A 14,717-nucleotide genomic window follows, 5' to 3' on the forward strand; every position below is an offset into this window, starting at 1 on the left:
CTAACCTGTTGCTTTAGTTATTCATTTCCTGTCTCACTTTGCCTTAATACCCTACGTTAAATGTTACCAATTTGTTGCTTTTGATCACAATAAGAAACAATATGGCGCATTTGTGCGCATTTTTCAGAAATGTAGATATTTTTAGATTATGGCTACGAAATGAGCATCGCCATGTCACCCTACATCTCATAAGAGGATCGCTTCTGATGAATGCACTGACCGCCGTACAAAACAACGCTGTCGATTCAGGCCAGGACTATAGCGGATTCACCCTCACCCCGTCGGCGCAATCCCCGCGCCTGCTGGAACTCACCTTCACCGAACAGACGACCAAACAGTTTCTCGAACAGGTTGCCGAATGGCCCGTGCAGGCGCTGGAGTACAAATCTTTTCTGCGTTTTCGGGTAGGCAAAATTCTTGACGATTTGTGTGCGAACCAGCTGCAACCATTGCTGTTGAAGACCCTGCTAAACCGTGCTGAAGGTGCGCTGTTGATCAATGCGGTGGGTGTCGATGATGTGAAGCAAGCGGATGAGATGGTGAAGCTGGCAACGGCGGTAGCGCATCTGATTGGTCGCTCAAATTTCGATGCGATGAGCGGTCAGTATTACGCGCGATTCGTGGTGAAAAATGTCGATAACTCAGACAGCTATCTGCGTCAGCCGCACCGCGTAATGGAGCTGCACAACGACGGCACCTACGTCGAAGAGATCACCGACTATGTGCTGATGATGAAAATCGACGAGCAGAACATGCAGGGTGGAAATTCGTTGCTGCTGCATCTCGATGACTGGGAACATCTGGACCACTATTTCCGCCACCCGCTGGCGCGTCGCCCGATGCGCTTTGCCGCGCCGCCGAGCAAAAACGTCAGCAAAGATGTTTTCCATCCAGTGTTCGACGTTGATCAACAGGGTCGCCCGGTGATGCGTTATATCGACCAGTTCGTCCAGCCAAAAGATTTTGAAGAAGGCGTGTGGTTGAGCGAGCTTTCCGATGCCATTGAAACCAGCCAAGGCATTCTTTCTGTACCCGTTCCCGTTGGCAAATTCCTGTTGATAAACAACCTGTTCTGGCTGCACGGTCGCGACCGCTTTACTCCGCACCCGGATCTGCGCCGTGAACTGATGCGTCAGCGTGGCTATTTCGCTTACGCCACTAACCACTACCAGACGCATCAGTAAGCGCAAAGGAATTGAGCGGATGTATGATTTTGTGATTATTGGCGGCGGCATCATCGGCATGTCGACCGCCATGCAACTGATTGATGTCTATCCGGATGCCCGCATTGCGTTGCTGGAAAAAGAGTCCGGCCCGGCCTGTCACCAGACGGGTCACAACAGCGGCGTGATCCATGCCGGGGTCTATTACACGCCCGGCAGCCTAAAGGCGCAGTTTTGCCTGGCGGGGAACCGCGCCACCAAAGCCTTTTGCGATCAAAACGGCATTCGCTATGACAACTGCGGCAAGATGCTGGTCGCCACCTCTGAACTCGAAATGGAACGGATGCGCGCGTTGTGGGAACGCACGGCGGCGAACGGTATCGAGCGCGAGTGGTTAAACGCCGAGGAGCTGCGCGAGCGCGAACCGAATATCACCGGGCTCGGCGGCATTTTTGTGCCGTCCAGCGGCATTGTCAGCTATCGCGAAGTGACGGCGGCGATGGCAAAAATCTTCCAGGCCAGAGGCGGCGAGATTATTCATAACGCCGAAGTCAGCGCCCTCAGTGAGCATAAAAACGGCGTGGTGATACGTACCCGTCAGGGCGGTGAATATGAAGCATCGACGCTGATTAGCTGTTCCGGGCTGATGGCTGACCGGCTGGTGAAAATGCTCGGCCTCGAACCGGGCTTTATTATCTGCCCGTTCCGTGGCGAGTATTTCCGCCTTGCGCCGGAGCATAACCAGATTGTTAACCACCTGATTTACCCCATTCCCGACCCCGCGATGCCATTTTTGGGCGTGCATCTCACCCGCATGATCGATGGCAGCGTGACCGTCGGGCCAAACGCGGTGCTGGCTTTTAAACGCGAAGGCTATCGCAAGCGCGATTTCTCGTTTAGTGACACGCTGGAGATTTTAGGCTCGTCGGGGATTCGCCGGGTGCTGCAAAACCATCTACGCTCAGGACTGGGCGAGATGAAAAACTCGCTGTGCAAAAGCGGCTATTTGCGGCTGGTGCAAAAGTATTGTCCCCGGCTTTCGTTAAGCGATCTCCAGCCCTGGCCCGCCGGTGTGCGGGCGCAGGCGGTATCGCCGGACGGCAAGCTGATTGACGATTTTCTGTTTGTCACCACCCCGCGCACGATCCACACCTGCAATGCGCCCTCCCCGGCAGCGACATCAGCAATTCCTATTGGTGCGCATATTGTCAGCAAGGTACAAACGCTGTTGGCAAGCCAGAGTAACCCCGGACGCACGCTGCGAGCGGCACGTAGTGTGGATGCCTTACACGCCGCATTTAATCAATAACCTTTGAAAACAGGACGTAACAATGAAACTTAACGACAGTAACTTATTCCGCCAGCAGGCGTTGATTAACGGGGAATGGCTGGACGCCAACAATGGCGAGGTCATCGACGTCACCAATCCGGCGAACGGCGACAAGCTGGGTAGCGTGCCCAAAATGGGCGCTGATGAAACCCGCGCCGCTATCGACGCCGCCAACCGCGCTCTGCCCGCCTGGCGTGCGCTCACCGCCAAAGAACGCGCCACCATTCTGCGCAACTGGTTCAATTTGATGATGGAGCATCAGGACGATTTAGCGCGCCTGATGACCCTAGAACAGGGCAAACCGCTGGCTGAAGCGAAAGGCGAAATTAGCTACGCCGCCTCCTTTATTGAGTGGTTTGCCGAAGAAGGCAAACGCATTTATGGCGACACCATTCCTGGTCATCAGGCCGATAAACGCCTGATTGTTATCAAGCAGCCGATTGGCGTCACCGCGGCTATCACGCCGTGGAACTTCCCGGCGGCGATGATTACCCGCAAAGCCGGTCCGGCGCTGGCGGCAGGCTGCACCATGGTGCTGAAGCCCGCCAGTCAGACGCCGTTCTCTGCGCTGGCGCTGGCGGAGCTGGCGATTCGCGCAGGCGTTCCGGCTGGCGTATTTAACGTGGTCACCGGTTCGGCGGGCGCGGTCGGTAACGAACTGACCAGCAATCCGCTGGTGCGCAAGCTGTCGTTTACCGGCTCGACCGAAATTGGCCGCCAGTTAATGGAACAGTGCGCGAAAGACATCAAGAAAGTGTCGCTGGAGCTGGGCGGCAACGCGCCGTTTATCGTCTTTGACGATGCCGACCTCGACAAAGCCGTGGAAGGCGCACTGGCCTCGAAATTCCGCAACGCCGGGCAAACCTGCGTCTGCGCCAACCGTTTATACGTGCAGGACGGCGTGTATGACCGCTTTGCCGAAAAATTACAGCAGGCGGTGAGCAAACTGCACATCGGCGACGGGCTGGAGAATGGCGTCACCATCGGGCCGCTGATTGATGAAAAAGCGGTAGCAAAAGTGGAAGAGCATATTGCCGATGCGCTGGAGAAAGGTGCGCGTGTGGTTTGCGGCGGTAAAGCGGATGAACGCGGCGGCAACTTCTTCCAGCCGACCATTCTGGTGGACGTTCCAGCCAACGCCAAAGTGTCGAAAGAAGAGACGTTCGGCCCCCTCGCCCCACTGTTCCGTTTTAAAGATGAAGCCGATGTGATTGCGCAAGCCAATGACACCGAGTTTGGTCTTGCCGCCTATTTCTACGCCCGTGATTTAAGCCGCGTCTTCCGCGTGGGCGAAGCGCTGGAGTACGGCATCGTCGGCATCAATACCGGCATTATTTCCAATGAAGTGGCCCCGTTCGGCGGCATTAAAGCCTCGGGTCTGGGTCGTGAAGGTTCGAAGTATGGCATCGAAGATTACTTAGAAATCAAATATATGTGCATCGGTCTTTAACTGGAGAACGCGAATGAGCAGCAATAAAGAGTTAATGCAGCGCCGCAGTCAGGCGATTCCCCGTGGCGTTGGGCAAATTCACCCGATTTTCGCTGACCGCGCGGAAAACTGCCGGGTGTGGGACGTTGAAGGCCGTGAGTATCTTGATTTCGCGGGCGGGATTGCGGTGCTCAATACCGGGCACCTGCATCCGAAAGTGGTTGCGGCAGTGGAAGCGCAGTTGAAAAAACTGTCGCACACCTGCTTCCAGGTGCTGGCCTACGAGCCGTATCTGGAGCTGTGCGAGATTATGAATCAGAAGGTGCCGGGCGATTTTGCCAAGAAAACGCTGCTGGTTACGACCGGTTCCGAAGCGGTGGAAAACGCGGTGAAAATCGCCCGTGCCGCCACCAAACGTAGCGGTACCATCGCCTTTAGCGGCGCGTATCACGGGCGCACGCATTACACGCTGGCGCTGACCGGCAAGGTGAATCCGTACTCTGCGGGCATGGGACTGATGCCTGGGCACGTTTATCGCGCGCTTTATCCTTGCCCGCTGCACGGCATCAGTGAAGATGACGCTATCGCCAGCATCCACCGGATCTTTAAAAATGACGCTGCGCCGGAAGATATCGCCGCCATCGTGATTGAGCCGGTTCAGGGCGAAGGCGGTTTCTACGCCGCGACGCCAGCCTTTATGCAGCGTTTACGCGCGCTGTGTGACGAGCACGGGATCATGCTGATTGCCGATGAAGTGCAGAGCGGCGCGGGGCGTACCGGCACGCTGTTTGCGATGGAGCAGATGGGCGTTGCGCCGGATCTTACCACCTTTGCGAAATCGATCGCGGGCGGCTTCCCGCTGGCGGGCGTCACCGGGCGCGCGGAAGTGATGGATGCCGTCGCTCCAGGCGGTCTGGGCGGCACCTATGCGGGTAACCCGATTGCCTGCGTGGCTGCGCTGGAAGTGTTGAAGGTGTTTGAGCAGGAAAATCTGCTACAAAAAGCCAACGATCTGGGGCAGAAACTGAAAGACGGATTGCTGGCGATAGCCGAAAAACATACTGAGATCGGCGACGTACGCGGGCTGGGAGCGATGATCGCCATCGAGCTGTTTGAAGATGGCGATCACAGCAAACCGGACGCAAAACTCACCGCCGAGATCGTGGCGCGCGCCCGCGATAAGGGCCTGATTCTTCTCTCCTGCGGCCCGTATTACAACGTGCTGCGCATCCTTGTACCGCTCACCATTGAAGACGCTCAGATCCGTCAGGGTCTGGAGATCATCAGCCAGTGTTTTGCAGAGGCGAAGCAGTAGATCCGTACCCATGCCGGAGGCGACGCTGCGCGTCTTGTCCGGCCTACGCGAATCCAGGTCGGATAAAGCGTTTACGCTGCATCCGACAATCTGTACGTGAACAGGAATAAATCTATGTCGGCCGGATAAGGCGGAGCCGCTCTCCGGTAAAAAGAACCAATAACAATTACACGCGTGACCCGACGCGGGAAATGTCGGGGCGCTCTCCCAAGTGACACACTTTCGAGAGGATTCAGGATGGGGCAATCATCGCAACCACATGAGTTAGGCGGCGGGCTGAAGTCACGCCACGTCACCATGTTGTCTATTGCCGGTGTTATCGGCGCAAGTCTGTTTGTCGGTTCCAGCGTCGCCATCGCCGAAGCGGGCCCGGCGGTATTACTGGCCTATCTGTTCGCCGGATTACTGGTGGTTATGATTATGCGGATGTTGGCGGAAATGGCGGTTGCCACGCCCGACACGGGTTCGTTTTCCACCTATGCAGATAAAGCTATTGGTCGTTGGGCGGGCTATACCATCGGCTGGTTGTACTGGTGGTTTTGGGTACTGGTTATCCCGCTGGAAGCCAACATCGCCGCCATGATCCTGCACTCGTGGGTTCCAGGCATTCCCATCTGGTTATTTTCCCTCGTCATTACCCTCGCCTTAACTGGCAGTAATTTATTAAGCGTTAAAAACTACGGCGAATTTGAGTTCTGGCTGGCGCTGTGCAAAGTCATCGCTATCCTGGCCTTTATTTTCCTTGGTGCAGTCGCAATTAGCGGTTTTTACCCTTATGCCGAAGTGAGCGGGATCTCAAGATTGTGGGATAGCGGCGGCTTTATGCCCAACGGCTTCGGCGCGGTATTAAGCGCGATGTTGATCACCATGTTCTCGTTTATGGGCGCAGAAATTGTCACCATTGCCGCCGCGGAATCCGACACGCCGGAAAAACATATTGTCCGCGCTACCAACTCGGTTATCTGGCGTATTTCTATCTTCTATTTGTGCTCTATTTTTGTCGTCGTGGCATTAATACCGTGGAATATGCCGGGGCTGAAAGCCGTTGGATCTTATCGCTCGGTTCTGGAATTACTCAATATTCCCCATGCGAAATTAATCATGGACTGCGTGATATTACTTTCCGTAACCAGCTGTCTGAACTCGGCGCTGTATACCGCTTCCAGAATGCTCTACTCCTTAAGCCGTCGCGGTGATGCTCCCGCGGTAATGGGTAAAATCAACCGCAGTAAAACCCCGTATGTGGCGGTATTACTCTCGACCGGTGCGGCATTTTTAACGGTGGTGGTGAATTATTACGCGCCTGCGAAAGTGTTTAAATTTCTGATCGACAGCTCCGGCGCTATCGCCCTGCTGGTTTATTTAGTCATCGCCGTTTCACAATTGCGGATGCGCAAAATTCTGCGAGCAGAAGGAAGCGAAATTCGCCTGCGGATGTGGCTTTATCCGTGGCTCACCTGGCTGGTCATCGGCTTTATTACCTTTGTGTTGGTAGTGATGCTATTCCGCCCGGCGCAACAGTTAGAAGTGATCTCCACCGGCTTATTAGCGATAGGGATTATCTGTACCGTGCCAATTATGGCTCGCTGGAAAAAGCTGGTATTGTGGCAAAAAACACCCGTTCATAATACGCGCTAATAATGATCAGGAGTCACACCATGACCATTACGTCTCTGGATGGCTATCGCTGGCTGAAGAACGATATTATTCGCGGAAACTTTCAACCGGATGAAAAATTACGGATGAGTTTGCTGACATCGCGTTATGCACTTGGCGTTGGGCCGTTGCGGGAAGCGCTTTCGCAACTGGTAGCAGAACGACTGGTCACGGTGGTGAATCAAAAAGGGTATCGGGTGGCGTCTATGTCAGAGCAGGAGCTGCTCGATATTTTCGACGCCCGCGCCAATATGGAAGCGATGCTGGTCAGTCTGGCGATTGCCCGCGGTGGCGATGAATGGGAGGCAGACGTTCTCGCAAAAGCGCATCTGCTCAGTAAGCTGGAGGCCTGTGACGCCAGTGAGAAAATGCTTGATGAGTGGGATCTGCGTCATCAGGCATTTCATACTGCAATTGTGGCAGGCTGTGGTTCTCACTATTTGCTGCAAATGCGTGAACGGTTGTTTGATCTGGCGGCGCGCTATCGATTTATCTGGCTGCGGCGAACAGTGCTTTCGGTGGAAATGCTGGAAGATAAACGCGATCAGCACCAGACCCTGACTGCGGCGGTACTGGCGCGAGATACCGCGCGCGCCAGTGAGTTAATGCGCCAGCATTTACTGACGCCAATTCCCATTATCCAGCAGGCAATGGCTGGCAATTAACTACTCTTCAGGAATACGCAACACTTGCCCCGGGTAAATTTTATCCGGGCTTTTGAGCATCGGTTTATTCGCTTCGAAGATTTTATTGTACAGATTGGCGTTACCGTAGACCTGTTTGGAAATGGCACTCAAAGTGTCGCCAGACTTAACGGTATAAAACTGGCTGGCAGTGGCTGGTGTCACCGTTTTCACCTGATCATCGACACTGGCAATACCGGAAATATTTCCCACCGCAACAAGGATTTTCTCCTTTGCCTCCTGACTCAGGCCATCACCCGTGACCGTCGCTTTGCCGTCGGCGATTTGAATGTTCACTTTATCGGCATCAGGTATACCGGTTTTGTTCAGATGCTCCTGCACCTTCTTCGCCTGATCGTCTTTATCGTGCTGACCTGTAACCGCGTCCCAGAGTTTTTCTCCGGCATCTTTCACAAAATTGAACAGACCCATAGCTACCTCATTCGTTAACGGAAACACTCAGAAAGTGTAGCAGAGGAACGCGGCGCGTTAACGCCGCGGGGGTGAACACAGGTTTAATCGCGGGTTTGCACCCAGAACGCGTGAATCAAACCGGGGATATACCCAAGCAGTGTCAGCAGAATATTAATAATGAACGCCCAACCGAACCCTTTACCGAGCAGCACGCCGAGCGGCGGCAGAATGATGGTGATGACGATTCTCCAGAAACCCATATGTACTCCCTATAAGAAAATTACTCATTGTTTAAAAAGAGATTTTATCTCTTAAGCGTAGTAATTTTAGCGGAGCCTGCCAGTTTCAGCTTACGCTTTTACTCTCATTTACGCTGCTGATGCTGGTATATGTTGCATTTTTAGTTTAGAGTTTACTTAATTTAGAAAACACTTAAATAACTATGACTGAACTCGCGCAATTACAGGCCAGTGCCGAACAGGCAGCGGCCTTATTGAAAGCAATGAGCCACCCTAAACGGTTGCTGATTCTGTGCATGCTTAGCGGTTCCCCCGGCACGAGCGCGGGAGAGCTGACGCGCATTACCGGACTGAGTGCCTCTGCAACATCACAGCATCTCGCTCGTATGCGGGACGAAGGGCTTATCGACAGCCAACGGGATGCCCAACGCATTCTATATTCCATTAAAAATGAGGCGGTAAATGCCATTATCGCCACCCTTAAAAATGTCTATTGTCCGTAAGGAGTCACTATGGCTTTGACAACCATTTCGCCGCATGATGCACAAGAATTAATCGCACGCGGCGCAAAGTTAATCGATATTCGTGACGCTGATGAATATCTTCGTGAACATATTCCTGAAGCAGATCTGGCTCCATTATCCGTGCTCGAACAGTCAGGTCTTCCGGCTAAATTACGTCGCGAGCAAATTATATTCCACTGCCAGGCAGGTAAACGCACCAGTAATAACGCCGATAAATTAGCAGCGATTGCCGCCCCCGCAGAAATCTTTTTACTCGAAGATGGGATTGATGGCTGGAAAAAAGCAGGATTGCCAGTAGCGGTAAATAAATCTCAACCCTTGCCGTTAATGCGCCAGGTGCAGATCGCCGCAGGTGGTTTAATATTAATCGGCGTTGTACTGGGTTATACCGTAAATAGCGGTTTCTTCTTATTAAGCGGCTTTGTTGGTGCCGGGTTACTGTTTGCAGGAATTAGCGGTTTTTGTGGGATGGCAAGGTTGTTAGATAAGATGCCTTGGAACCAACGAGCTTGAGAAGCGACGCCGGACGCGCCATAGCAGCGACATCCGGCCTCAGTAATTAGATCAGGAAATCGTCGAGAGATTTACCTTCTGCCAGCGCCTGAGCGATTGGCTTCGGTGTACGGCCCTGACCGGTCCAGGTTTTAGTTTCACCGTTAACATCGGTGAATTTATATTTTGCCGGACGCGGCTGGCGTTTTTTACCAGCGCGTGGTGCAGCAGCAGAGCTATTACCCAATAACTCTTCCGGGTTAATTCCGTCAGCTTTCATCAGCTCCAGCCAGGTACTAATTTTTTCCTGGCGCTCTGCCAGTTCACGCTGCTGCTGTTCTTCTTCTTCACGTCTTTCTTTAGTGACAACCCTGAATTTTTCGAGCATTTCTTCAAGAACGTCAATGGAGAATTCGCGAGCCATCGCACGGAGAGTGCGAATGTTATTTAAACTTTGTAACATTACGGACATAATAAAGAAAACCTTTTAACGCCAAAACAAAAAAGTATTTCGTCGCGTAGTGTAAGCGATCACTTATTATATTTCCACAAAATTTAATCTATTTACAGTCCTGCGCGAGATTATTTCAGCTGTTATTTTCTGAAACTCTCAGAATAATTTCAAGATTATATATTAGCCATTTTGATGAGTAATTTAGGTTATTTGTGAGCAGAGCGGCGCTCTCTGCTCGCTAATTCCGCAAGCCTGACAAAACCAAAGTGAATAAAAATGCAACTCAACAGAATAAAAGAAAACATCTATCACTGGTGCTTTCTGCTGTCAATGTACATTATCTGGCATAAAAAATGCTGAAAATGACCCGGTCACGACATACACCGAATTCTCTACGCTTATAGCGTTACCTCCCCCCAAACCTTCATGAGTGAAAATAAAGGTAAACACATATCCAATTGATTTAATTAAAAATAAATCATATTGGCATGTAAAAATCCACAATGTACAAAAAACGCGCCGTTACGGAATATTTTATCTACAAAAACAGATTAAATAAAAATTTTTCACTAATTGATTAGTCATAGCCAGCGATATACGCTATGCGAAAATGCAGATGGCAATGAGATCCACTGCTTTCATCTCCATTCACATCCCATTACGCTTTTATTAAGGAGCATTAGCATGTTCTCACCGCAGTCACGCTTGCGTCATGCAGTTGCAGATACGTTCGCGATGGTTGTTTACTGTTCTGTCGTGAACATGTGTATTGAAGTTTTCCTCTCCGGAATGAGCTTCGAACAGTCTTTTTATTCCAGATTGGTAGCGATTCCGGTGAACATCTTAATTGCATGGCCATACGGTATGTACCGCGATCTGTTTATGCGCGCAGCACGCAAAGTTAGCCCGTCGGGCTGGATAAAAAATCTGGCGGATATCATGGCTTATGTGACGTTCCAGTCACCGGTGTATGTGGCGATCTTGTTAGTGGTGGGCGCAGACTGGCATCAGATTATGGCGGCGGTCAGTTCAAACATCGTTGTTTCGATGTTGATGGGGGCGGTTTATGGCTACTTCCTCGATTATTGCCGCCGACTGTTTAAAGTCAGCCGTTACCAGCAGGTAAAAGCCTGAGCCTTCTTTTCGCGACTGGCATCGCCAGTCGCGTCTTTAACTGGCTTCGCCAAATAAACCATTCAAATAACGTTCAAGCGCAACACGCGAACTAAAGCCATGCGGGATACCGTAATGCTCATGACGTTCACCCGCTAAATAGAGCGGAAATTGTTGATAATGATCGCAAGTTTTAATATCGGAAGCGGGTTCAGCCAGTGTTGAACTACGTTCTTTTAATGTTGGATGAATCACCAGGGCGGTACGTCCCATTCGCGCTTCGCGATTAACATAGACATAATTTTCCCCACGGCGGTAACCATAAGCTTTCTGGGTTACCACATCGACAGTAAAACCGACTTTTTCAAGTACGCGCGCCACCTCGTCTGGTCGTAAATACATATTTGATCCTCGTTATTATCAACCGCGGGCCTACCTTACCTGATTGCGCATTCACAACGCTTTCAGAAAAGTCCATAAAGCCGCGATGAACCTCAGTTAAGAAAATTATGGTCTACACTGAAAATTACATCGAATTCTAATGGGGGATCATATGTTTAACCGACCGAACCGCAACGACGTTGATGATGGCGTGCAGGATATCCAGAATGATGTCAATCAATTAGCTGACAGTCTCGAATCTGTATTGAAGTCCTGGGGCAGCGACGCCAAAGGGGAAGCCGAAGCCGCTCGTGGTAAAGCGCAGGCTCTACTGAAAGAAACCAGGGCGCGAATGCATGGTCGTACTCGCGTCCAGCAAGCCGCGCGCGATGCCGTTGGCTGCGCGGATTCTTTTGTTCGTGAAAGACCCTGGTGTAGCGTGGGTACAGCAGCTGCGGTAGGTATTTTTATCGGCGCACTGTTAAGCATGCGCAAATCGTAGTGCAATAATGATAATAAATACGCGTCTTTGACCCCGAAGCCTGGCTTCGGGGTTTCTTTTTGCCTGGTGAATCACAAAAATCCCCCTACCCCGTCACGCTCATACCCAGGGTAATTTCGACCACTATTTGCTATATATTGTGTGGTTGAATCTTTTTTCAACTACATCTAGTATCTCTGTATCAACAGAGAGACAACCCGACGCGTATCATCGCGCCGTATCTTCATTTTAAACGGAAATACGAATCATGCGCATTACTATTTACACTCGTAACGATTGCGTTCAGTGCCACGCCACCAAACGGGCGATGGAAAACCGGGGCTTTGATTTTGAAATGATTAATGTCGATCGCGTTCCTGAAGCGGCAGAAGCGCTGCGTGCTCAGGGCTTTCGTCAGTTGCCGGTTGTGATTGCAGGCGATCTTAGCTGGTCTGGCTTCCGCCCGGACATGATCAACCGTCTGCATCCAGCACCACACGCGGCCAGTGCATGAGCCAGCTCGTCTACTTCTCCAGTAGCTCCGAAAATACGCAGCGTTTTATCGAACGTTTAGGACTGCCCGCGGTGCGCATCCCGCTCAATGAGCGGGAACGGATTCAGGTAGACGAGCCTTACATCCTGATCGTGCCCTCTTACGGCGGCGGCGGTACGGCTGGCGCAGTGCCACGACAGGTCATTCGCTTTTTAAACAACGAGCACAACCGGGTGTTGCTGCGCGGCGTTATTGCTTCGGGTAATCGCAACTTTGGTGAGGCGTATGGCCGCGCCGGAGATGTGATTGCCCGGAAATGCGGCGTGCCGTGGCTGTACCGCTTTGAACTCATGGGTACGCAAAGCGATATCGAAAACGTTCGTAAAGGAGTAACCGAATTTTGGCAACGACAACCGTAGAACGCCTGACGCAGGAAACGATGGATTATCACGCTCTGAATGCGATGCTTAACCTTTACGATAGCGCAGGTCGCATTCAGTTCGATAAAGATCGCCAGGCAGTAGACGCCTTTATAACGACGCATGTGCGTCCGAACAGTGTGGCCTTCAGTAGCCAGCAGCAGCGCCTGAACTGGCTGGTTAACGAAGGTTACTATGATGAAAGCGTCCTTAATCGCTACTCTCGCGATTTTGTCATTACGCTGTTTGCCCACGCGCACGCCAGCGGGTTTCGTTTCCAGACATTCCTCGGAGCATGGAAGTTTTACACCAGCTATACGTTGAAGACATTCGACGGTAAGCGTTATCTGGAAGATTTTACCGATCGCGTCACGATGGTGGCGCTGACGCTGGCACAAGGCGATGAAACACTGGCGGCGCAGCTCACTGATGAGATGCTGTCAGGACGCTTTCAGCCAGCCACGCCGACATTCCTCAACTGCGGTAAGCAGCAGCGCGGCGAACTGGTTTCCTGTTTTCTACTGCGTATTGAAGACAATATGGAGTCGATTGGCCGGGCGGTAAATTCCGCACTGCAACTGTCGAAACGCGGCGGCGGCGTGGCATTTTTGCTGTCGAATCTGCGGGAAGCGGGCGCGCCAATTAAACGTATTGAAAATCAATCTTCTGGCGTGATTCCGGTGATGAAAATGCTGGAAGACGCATTTTCCTATGCCAACCAGCTCGGCGCGCGTCAGGGTGCTGGCGCAGTCTATTTACATGCCCATCATCCCGATATTCTGCGTTTTCTCGATACGAAACGGGAAAATGCCGACGAGAAAATCCGCATTAAAACACTGTCGCTGGGCGTGGTGATCCCGGATATCACTTTCCATCTGGCAAAAGAGAATGCGCAGATGGCACTGTTTTCGCCTTATGACGTTGAGCGGGTTTATGGCAAGCCGTTTGCTGATATCGCCATCAGTGAACACTATGCCGAACTGGTTGCCAATGAACGCATCCGCAAAAAATACCTCAACGCCCGTGATTTCTTCCAGCGACTGGCAGAAATCCAGTTTGAGTCCGGCTATCCCTACATCATGTATGAAGACACGGTTAACCGTGCTAACCCTATCGCCGGGCGCATAAATATGAGCAATCTCTGCTCAGAAATTTTGCAGGTTAACAGCGCCTCAGAGTATGACGAGAATCTCGACTATGCCCGCACAGGCCATGATATTTCCTGCAATTTAGGTTCGTTGAATATTGCCCACACCATGGATTCCCCCGACTTTGCCCGCACGGTAGAGACTGCCGTGCGCGGTTTAACGGCAGTATCAGATATGAGTCATATCCGCAGCGTGCCGTCCATCGAAGCCGGAAATGCCGCCTCGCACGCCATCGGACTGGGGCAGATGAATTTACACGGTTATCTGGCGCGAGAAGGCATCGCTTATGGATCGCCGGAAGCACTGGATTTCACCAATCTCTATTTCTATACCATCACCTGGCACGCACTGCGTACCTCGATGTTGCTGGCGCGCGAACGCAGTGAAACCTTCGCCGGGTTCAAACAGTCACGCTATGCCAATGGTGAATATTTCAGCCAATATCTGCAAGGGAACTGGCAGCCGAAAACGGCGAAAGTTGGCGAACTGTTTGCCCGTAGCGGTATTACGTTACCTACCCGTGAGATGTGGGCGCAGCTGCGCGACGACGTGATGCGCTATGGCATATACAACCAGAATCTCCAGGCGGTGCCGCCAACAGGTTCCATCTCTTATATCAACCATGCCACGTCGAGTATTCATCCGATTGTGGCGAAAGTAGAGATACGCAAAGAGGGCAAAACAGGACGCGTTTACTACCCTGCCCCGTTTATGACTAACGAAAATCTGGCGCTGTATCAGGACGCTTACGAAATCGGCGCAGAAAAGATCATCGACACCTACGCGGAAGCGACTCGCCATGTCGATCAGGGGCTGTCGCTGACGCTATTTTTCCCCGATACCGCCACCACTCGCGATATCAACAAAGCGCAGATTTACGCCTGGCGCAAGGGTATCAAAACGCTCTATTACATCCGCCTGCGTCAGATGGCGCTGGAAGGCACTGAAATTGAAGGCTGCGTCTCGTGTGCACTTTAAGGAAT

General features: G+C 51.9%; 17 protein-coding genes. 13 read left to right on the forward strand and 4 right to left on the reverse strand.

What is annotated here, in order from left to right:
- The first annotated feature begins 206 nt into the window (after nucleotides 1-206).
- From glaH to csiR, 6 genes are all read left to right on the forward strand, one after another.
- Complete coding sequence (gene glaH / locus ACJHWK_RS14400; RefSeq protein ID WP_001521107.1) at nucleotides 207-1,184, forward strand: glutarate dioxygenase GlaH; 978 nt, start codon at nucleotides 207-209, stop codon at nucleotides 1,182-1,184.
- Between the two features lie 19 nt (nucleotides 1,185-1,203).
- Nucleotides 1,204-2,472: an L-2-hydroxyglutarate oxidase gene (lhgO, locus tag ACJHWK_RS14405; RefSeq protein ID WP_001521108.1), complete on the forward strand. Its 1,269-nt coding sequence runs from the start codon at nucleotides 1,204-1,206 to the stop codon at nucleotides 2,470-2,472.
- Between the two features lie 22 nt (nucleotides 2,473-2,494).
- Entirely contained in the window at nucleotides 2,495-3,943 is a 1,449-nt protein-coding gene (gene gabD / locus ACJHWK_RS14410; RefSeq protein ID WP_000772878.1) for an NADP-dependent succinate-semialdehyde dehydrogenase, read from the forward strand.
- Between the two features lie 13 nt (nucleotides 3,944-3,956).
- A complete protein-coding gene (gene gabT, locus ACJHWK_RS14415; protein WP_000097652.1) occupies nucleotides 3,957-5,237 on the forward strand; it encodes a 4-aminobutyrate--2-oxoglutarate transaminase in 1,281 nt (426 codons plus the stop codon).
- A 237-nt stretch (nucleotides 5,238-5,474) separates the two neighbouring features.
- Nucleotides 5,475-6,875 carry a GABA permease gene (gene gabP / locus ACJHWK_RS14420; protein WP_001295173.1) on the forward strand — a complete coding sequence of 467 codons (1,401 nt, stop codon included), beginning with the start codon at nucleotides 5,475-5,477 and terminating at the stop codon, nucleotides 6,873-6,875.
- A 20-nt stretch (nucleotides 6,876-6,895) separates the two neighbouring features.
- Nucleotides 6,896-7,558, forward strand: coding sequence for a DNA-binding transcriptional regulator CsiR (gene csiR / locus ACJHWK_RS14425; protein WP_000156814.1), 663 nt, complete (start codon nucleotides 6,896-6,898; stop codon nucleotides 7,556-7,558).
- On the opposite strand, the gene kbp is transcribed toward csiR, so the two are convergent.
- Nucleotides 7,559-8,008: a potassium binding protein Kbp gene (gene kbp, locus ACJHWK_RS14430; RefSeq protein WP_000522417.1), complete on the reverse strand. Its 450-nt coding sequence runs from the start codon at nucleotides 8,006-8,008 to the stop codon at nucleotides 7,559-7,561. It lies immediately after the preceding gene.
- A gap of 83 nt (nucleotides 8,009-8,091) precedes the next feature.
- Complete coding sequence (locus ACJHWK_RS14435) at nucleotides 8,092-8,250, reverse strand: YqaE/Pmp3 family membrane protein (RefSeq protein WP_000508177.1); 159 nt, start codon at nucleotides 8,248-8,250, stop codon at nucleotides 8,092-8,094.
- Between the two features lie 182 nt (nucleotides 8,251-8,432).
- On the opposite strand from ACJHWK_RS14435, the gene ACJHWK_RS14440 reads away from it, so the two are divergent.
- Entirely contained in the window at nucleotides 8,433-8,732 is a 300-nt protein-coding gene (locus ACJHWK_RS14440) for an ArsR/SmtB family transcription factor (protein WP_000137280.1), read from the forward strand.
- Nucleotides 8,733-8,741: 9 nt separating this feature from the next.
- Complete coding sequence (gene ygaP / locus ACJHWK_RS14445; RefSeq protein ID WP_001229454.1) at nucleotides 8,742-9,266, forward strand: thiosulfate sulfurtransferase YgaP; 525 nt, start codon at nucleotides 8,742-8,744, stop codon at nucleotides 9,264-9,266.
- A gap of 46 nt (nucleotides 9,267-9,312) precedes the next feature.
- Here the strand turns inward: ygaP and stpA are convergent, their stop codons facing one another.
- Nucleotides 9,313-9,717 (reverse strand): DNA-binding protein StpA, encoded by a 405-nt coding sequence (gene stpA / locus ACJHWK_RS14450; RefSeq protein WP_000115383.1) that lies wholly within the window; start codon nucleotides 9,715-9,717, stop codon nucleotides 9,313-9,315.
- Nucleotides 9,718-10,383: 666 nt separating this feature from the next.
- On the opposite strand from stpA, the gene alaE reads away from it, so the two are divergent.
- The gene (gene alaE, locus ACJHWK_RS14455; protein ID WP_000492658.1) at nucleotides 10,384-10,833 is read left to right on the forward strand and encodes an L-alanine exporter AlaE; all 450 of its coding nucleotides are present in this window, start codon (nucleotides 10,384-10,386) and stop codon (nucleotides 10,831-10,833) included.
- 36 nt (nucleotides 10,834-10,869) lie between these two features.
- On the opposite strand, the gene ACJHWK_RS14460 is transcribed toward alaE, so the two are convergent.
- A complete protein-coding gene (locus ACJHWK_RS14460; RefSeq protein ID WP_000281320.1) occupies nucleotides 10,870-11,214 on the reverse strand; it encodes a DUF2002 family protein in 345 nt (114 codons plus the stop codon).
- Nucleotides 11,215-11,365: 151 nt separating this feature from the next.
- Here ACJHWK_RS14460 and ACJHWK_RS14465 point away from each other — a divergent pair, with 151 nt between their 5' ends.
- The 4 genes from ACJHWK_RS14465 (at nucleotide 11,366) to nrdE (ending at nucleotide 14,712) form a co-directional block, all read left to right on the forward strand.
- Nucleotides 11,366-11,695, forward strand: coding sequence for a DUF883 domain-containing protein (locus ACJHWK_RS14465; RefSeq protein WP_001316582.1), 330 nt, complete (start codon nucleotides 11,366-11,368; stop codon nucleotides 11,693-11,695).
- A gap of 247 nt (nucleotides 11,696-11,942) precedes the next feature.
- A complete protein-coding gene (gene nrdH, locus ACJHWK_RS14470) occupies nucleotides 11,943-12,188 on the forward strand; it encodes a glutaredoxin-like protein NrdH (protein ID WP_001223227.1) in 246 nt (81 codons plus the stop codon).
- Nucleotides 12,185-12,586, forward strand: a complete 402-nt coding sequence (gene nrdI / locus ACJHWK_RS14475) for a class Ib ribonucleoside-diphosphate reductase assembly flavoprotein NrdI (protein ID WP_001521113.1) — start codon at nucleotides 12,185-12,187, stop codon at nucleotides 12,584-12,586. The genes nrdH and nrdI overlap by 4 nt, the downstream gene beginning before the upstream one ends.
- Entirely contained in the window at nucleotides 12,568-14,712 is a 2,145-nt protein-coding gene (nrdE, locus tag ACJHWK_RS14480; protein WP_020233016.1) for a class 1b ribonucleoside-diphosphate reductase subunit alpha, read from the forward strand. Before nrdI ends, nrdE begins: the two co-directional genes overlap by 19 nt.
- Nucleotides 14,713-14,717: the final 5 nt, after the last annotated feature.

This window comes from Escherichia sp. WS547, assembly GCF_046486065.1.
Taxonomy (GTDB): domain Bacteria; phylum Pseudomonadota; class Gammaproteobacteria; order Enterobacterales; family Enterobacteriaceae; genus Escherichia; species Escherichia coli.

Bases quoted from the DNA above. Each gene is read 5' to 3' on its own strand.
- glaH (WP_001521107.1), top strand. From the start codon at position 207: ATGAATGCACTGACCGCCGTACAAAACAACGCTGTCGATTCAGGCCAG.
- lhgO (WP_001521108.1), top strand. From the start codon at position 1,204: ATGTATGATTTTGTGATTATTGGCGGCGGCATCATCGGCATGTCGACC.
- gabD (WP_000772878.1), top strand. From the start codon at position 2,495: ATGAAACTTAACGACAGTAACTTATTCCGCCAGCAGGCGTTGATTAAC.
- gabT (WP_000097652.1), top strand. From the start codon at position 3,957: ATGAGCAGCAATAAAGAGTTAATGCAGCGCCGCAGTCAGGCGATTCCC.
- gabP (WP_001295173.1), top strand. From the start codon at position 5,475: ATGGGGCAATCATCGCAACCACATGAGTTAGGCGGCGGGCTGAAGTCA.
- csiR (WP_000156814.1), top strand. From the start codon at position 6,896: ATGACCATTACGTCTCTGGATGGCTATCGCTGGCTGAAGAACGATATT.
- kbp (WP_000522417.1), bottom strand. From the start codon at position 8,008: ATGGGTCTGTTCAATTTTGTGAAAGATGCCGGAGAAAAACTCTGGGAC.
- ACJHWK_RS14435 (WP_000508177.1), bottom strand. From the start codon at position 8,250: ATGGGTTTCTGGAGAATCGTCATCACCATCATTCTGCCGCCGCTCGGC.
- ACJHWK_RS14440 (WP_000137280.1), top strand. From the start codon at position 8,433: ATGACTGAACTCGCGCAATTACAGGCCAGTGCCGAACAGGCAGCGGCC.
- ygaP (WP_001229454.1), top strand. From the start codon at position 8,742: ATGGCTTTGACAACCATTTCGCCGCATGATGCACAAGAATTAATCGCA.
- stpA (WP_000115383.1), bottom strand. From the start codon at position 9,717: ATGTCCGTAATGTTACAAAGTTTAAATAACATTCGCACTCTCCGTGCG.
- alaE (WP_000492658.1), top strand. From the start codon at position 10,384: ATGTTCTCACCGCAGTCACGCTTGCGTCATGCAGTTGCAGATACGTTC.
- ACJHWK_RS14460 (WP_000281320.1), bottom strand. From the start codon at position 11,214: ATGTATTTACGACCAGACGAGGTGGCGCGCGTACTTGAAAAAGTCGGT.
- ACJHWK_RS14465 (WP_001316582.1), top strand. From the start codon at position 11,366: ATGTTTAACCGACCGAACCGCAACGACGTTGATGATGGCGTGCAGGAT.
- nrdH (WP_001223227.1), top strand. From the start codon at position 11,943: ATGCGCATTACTATTTACACTCGTAACGATTGCGTTCAGTGCCACGCC.
- nrdI (WP_001521113.1), top strand. From the start codon at position 12,185: ATGAGCCAGCTCGTCTACTTCTCCAGTAGCTCCGAAAATACGCAGCGT.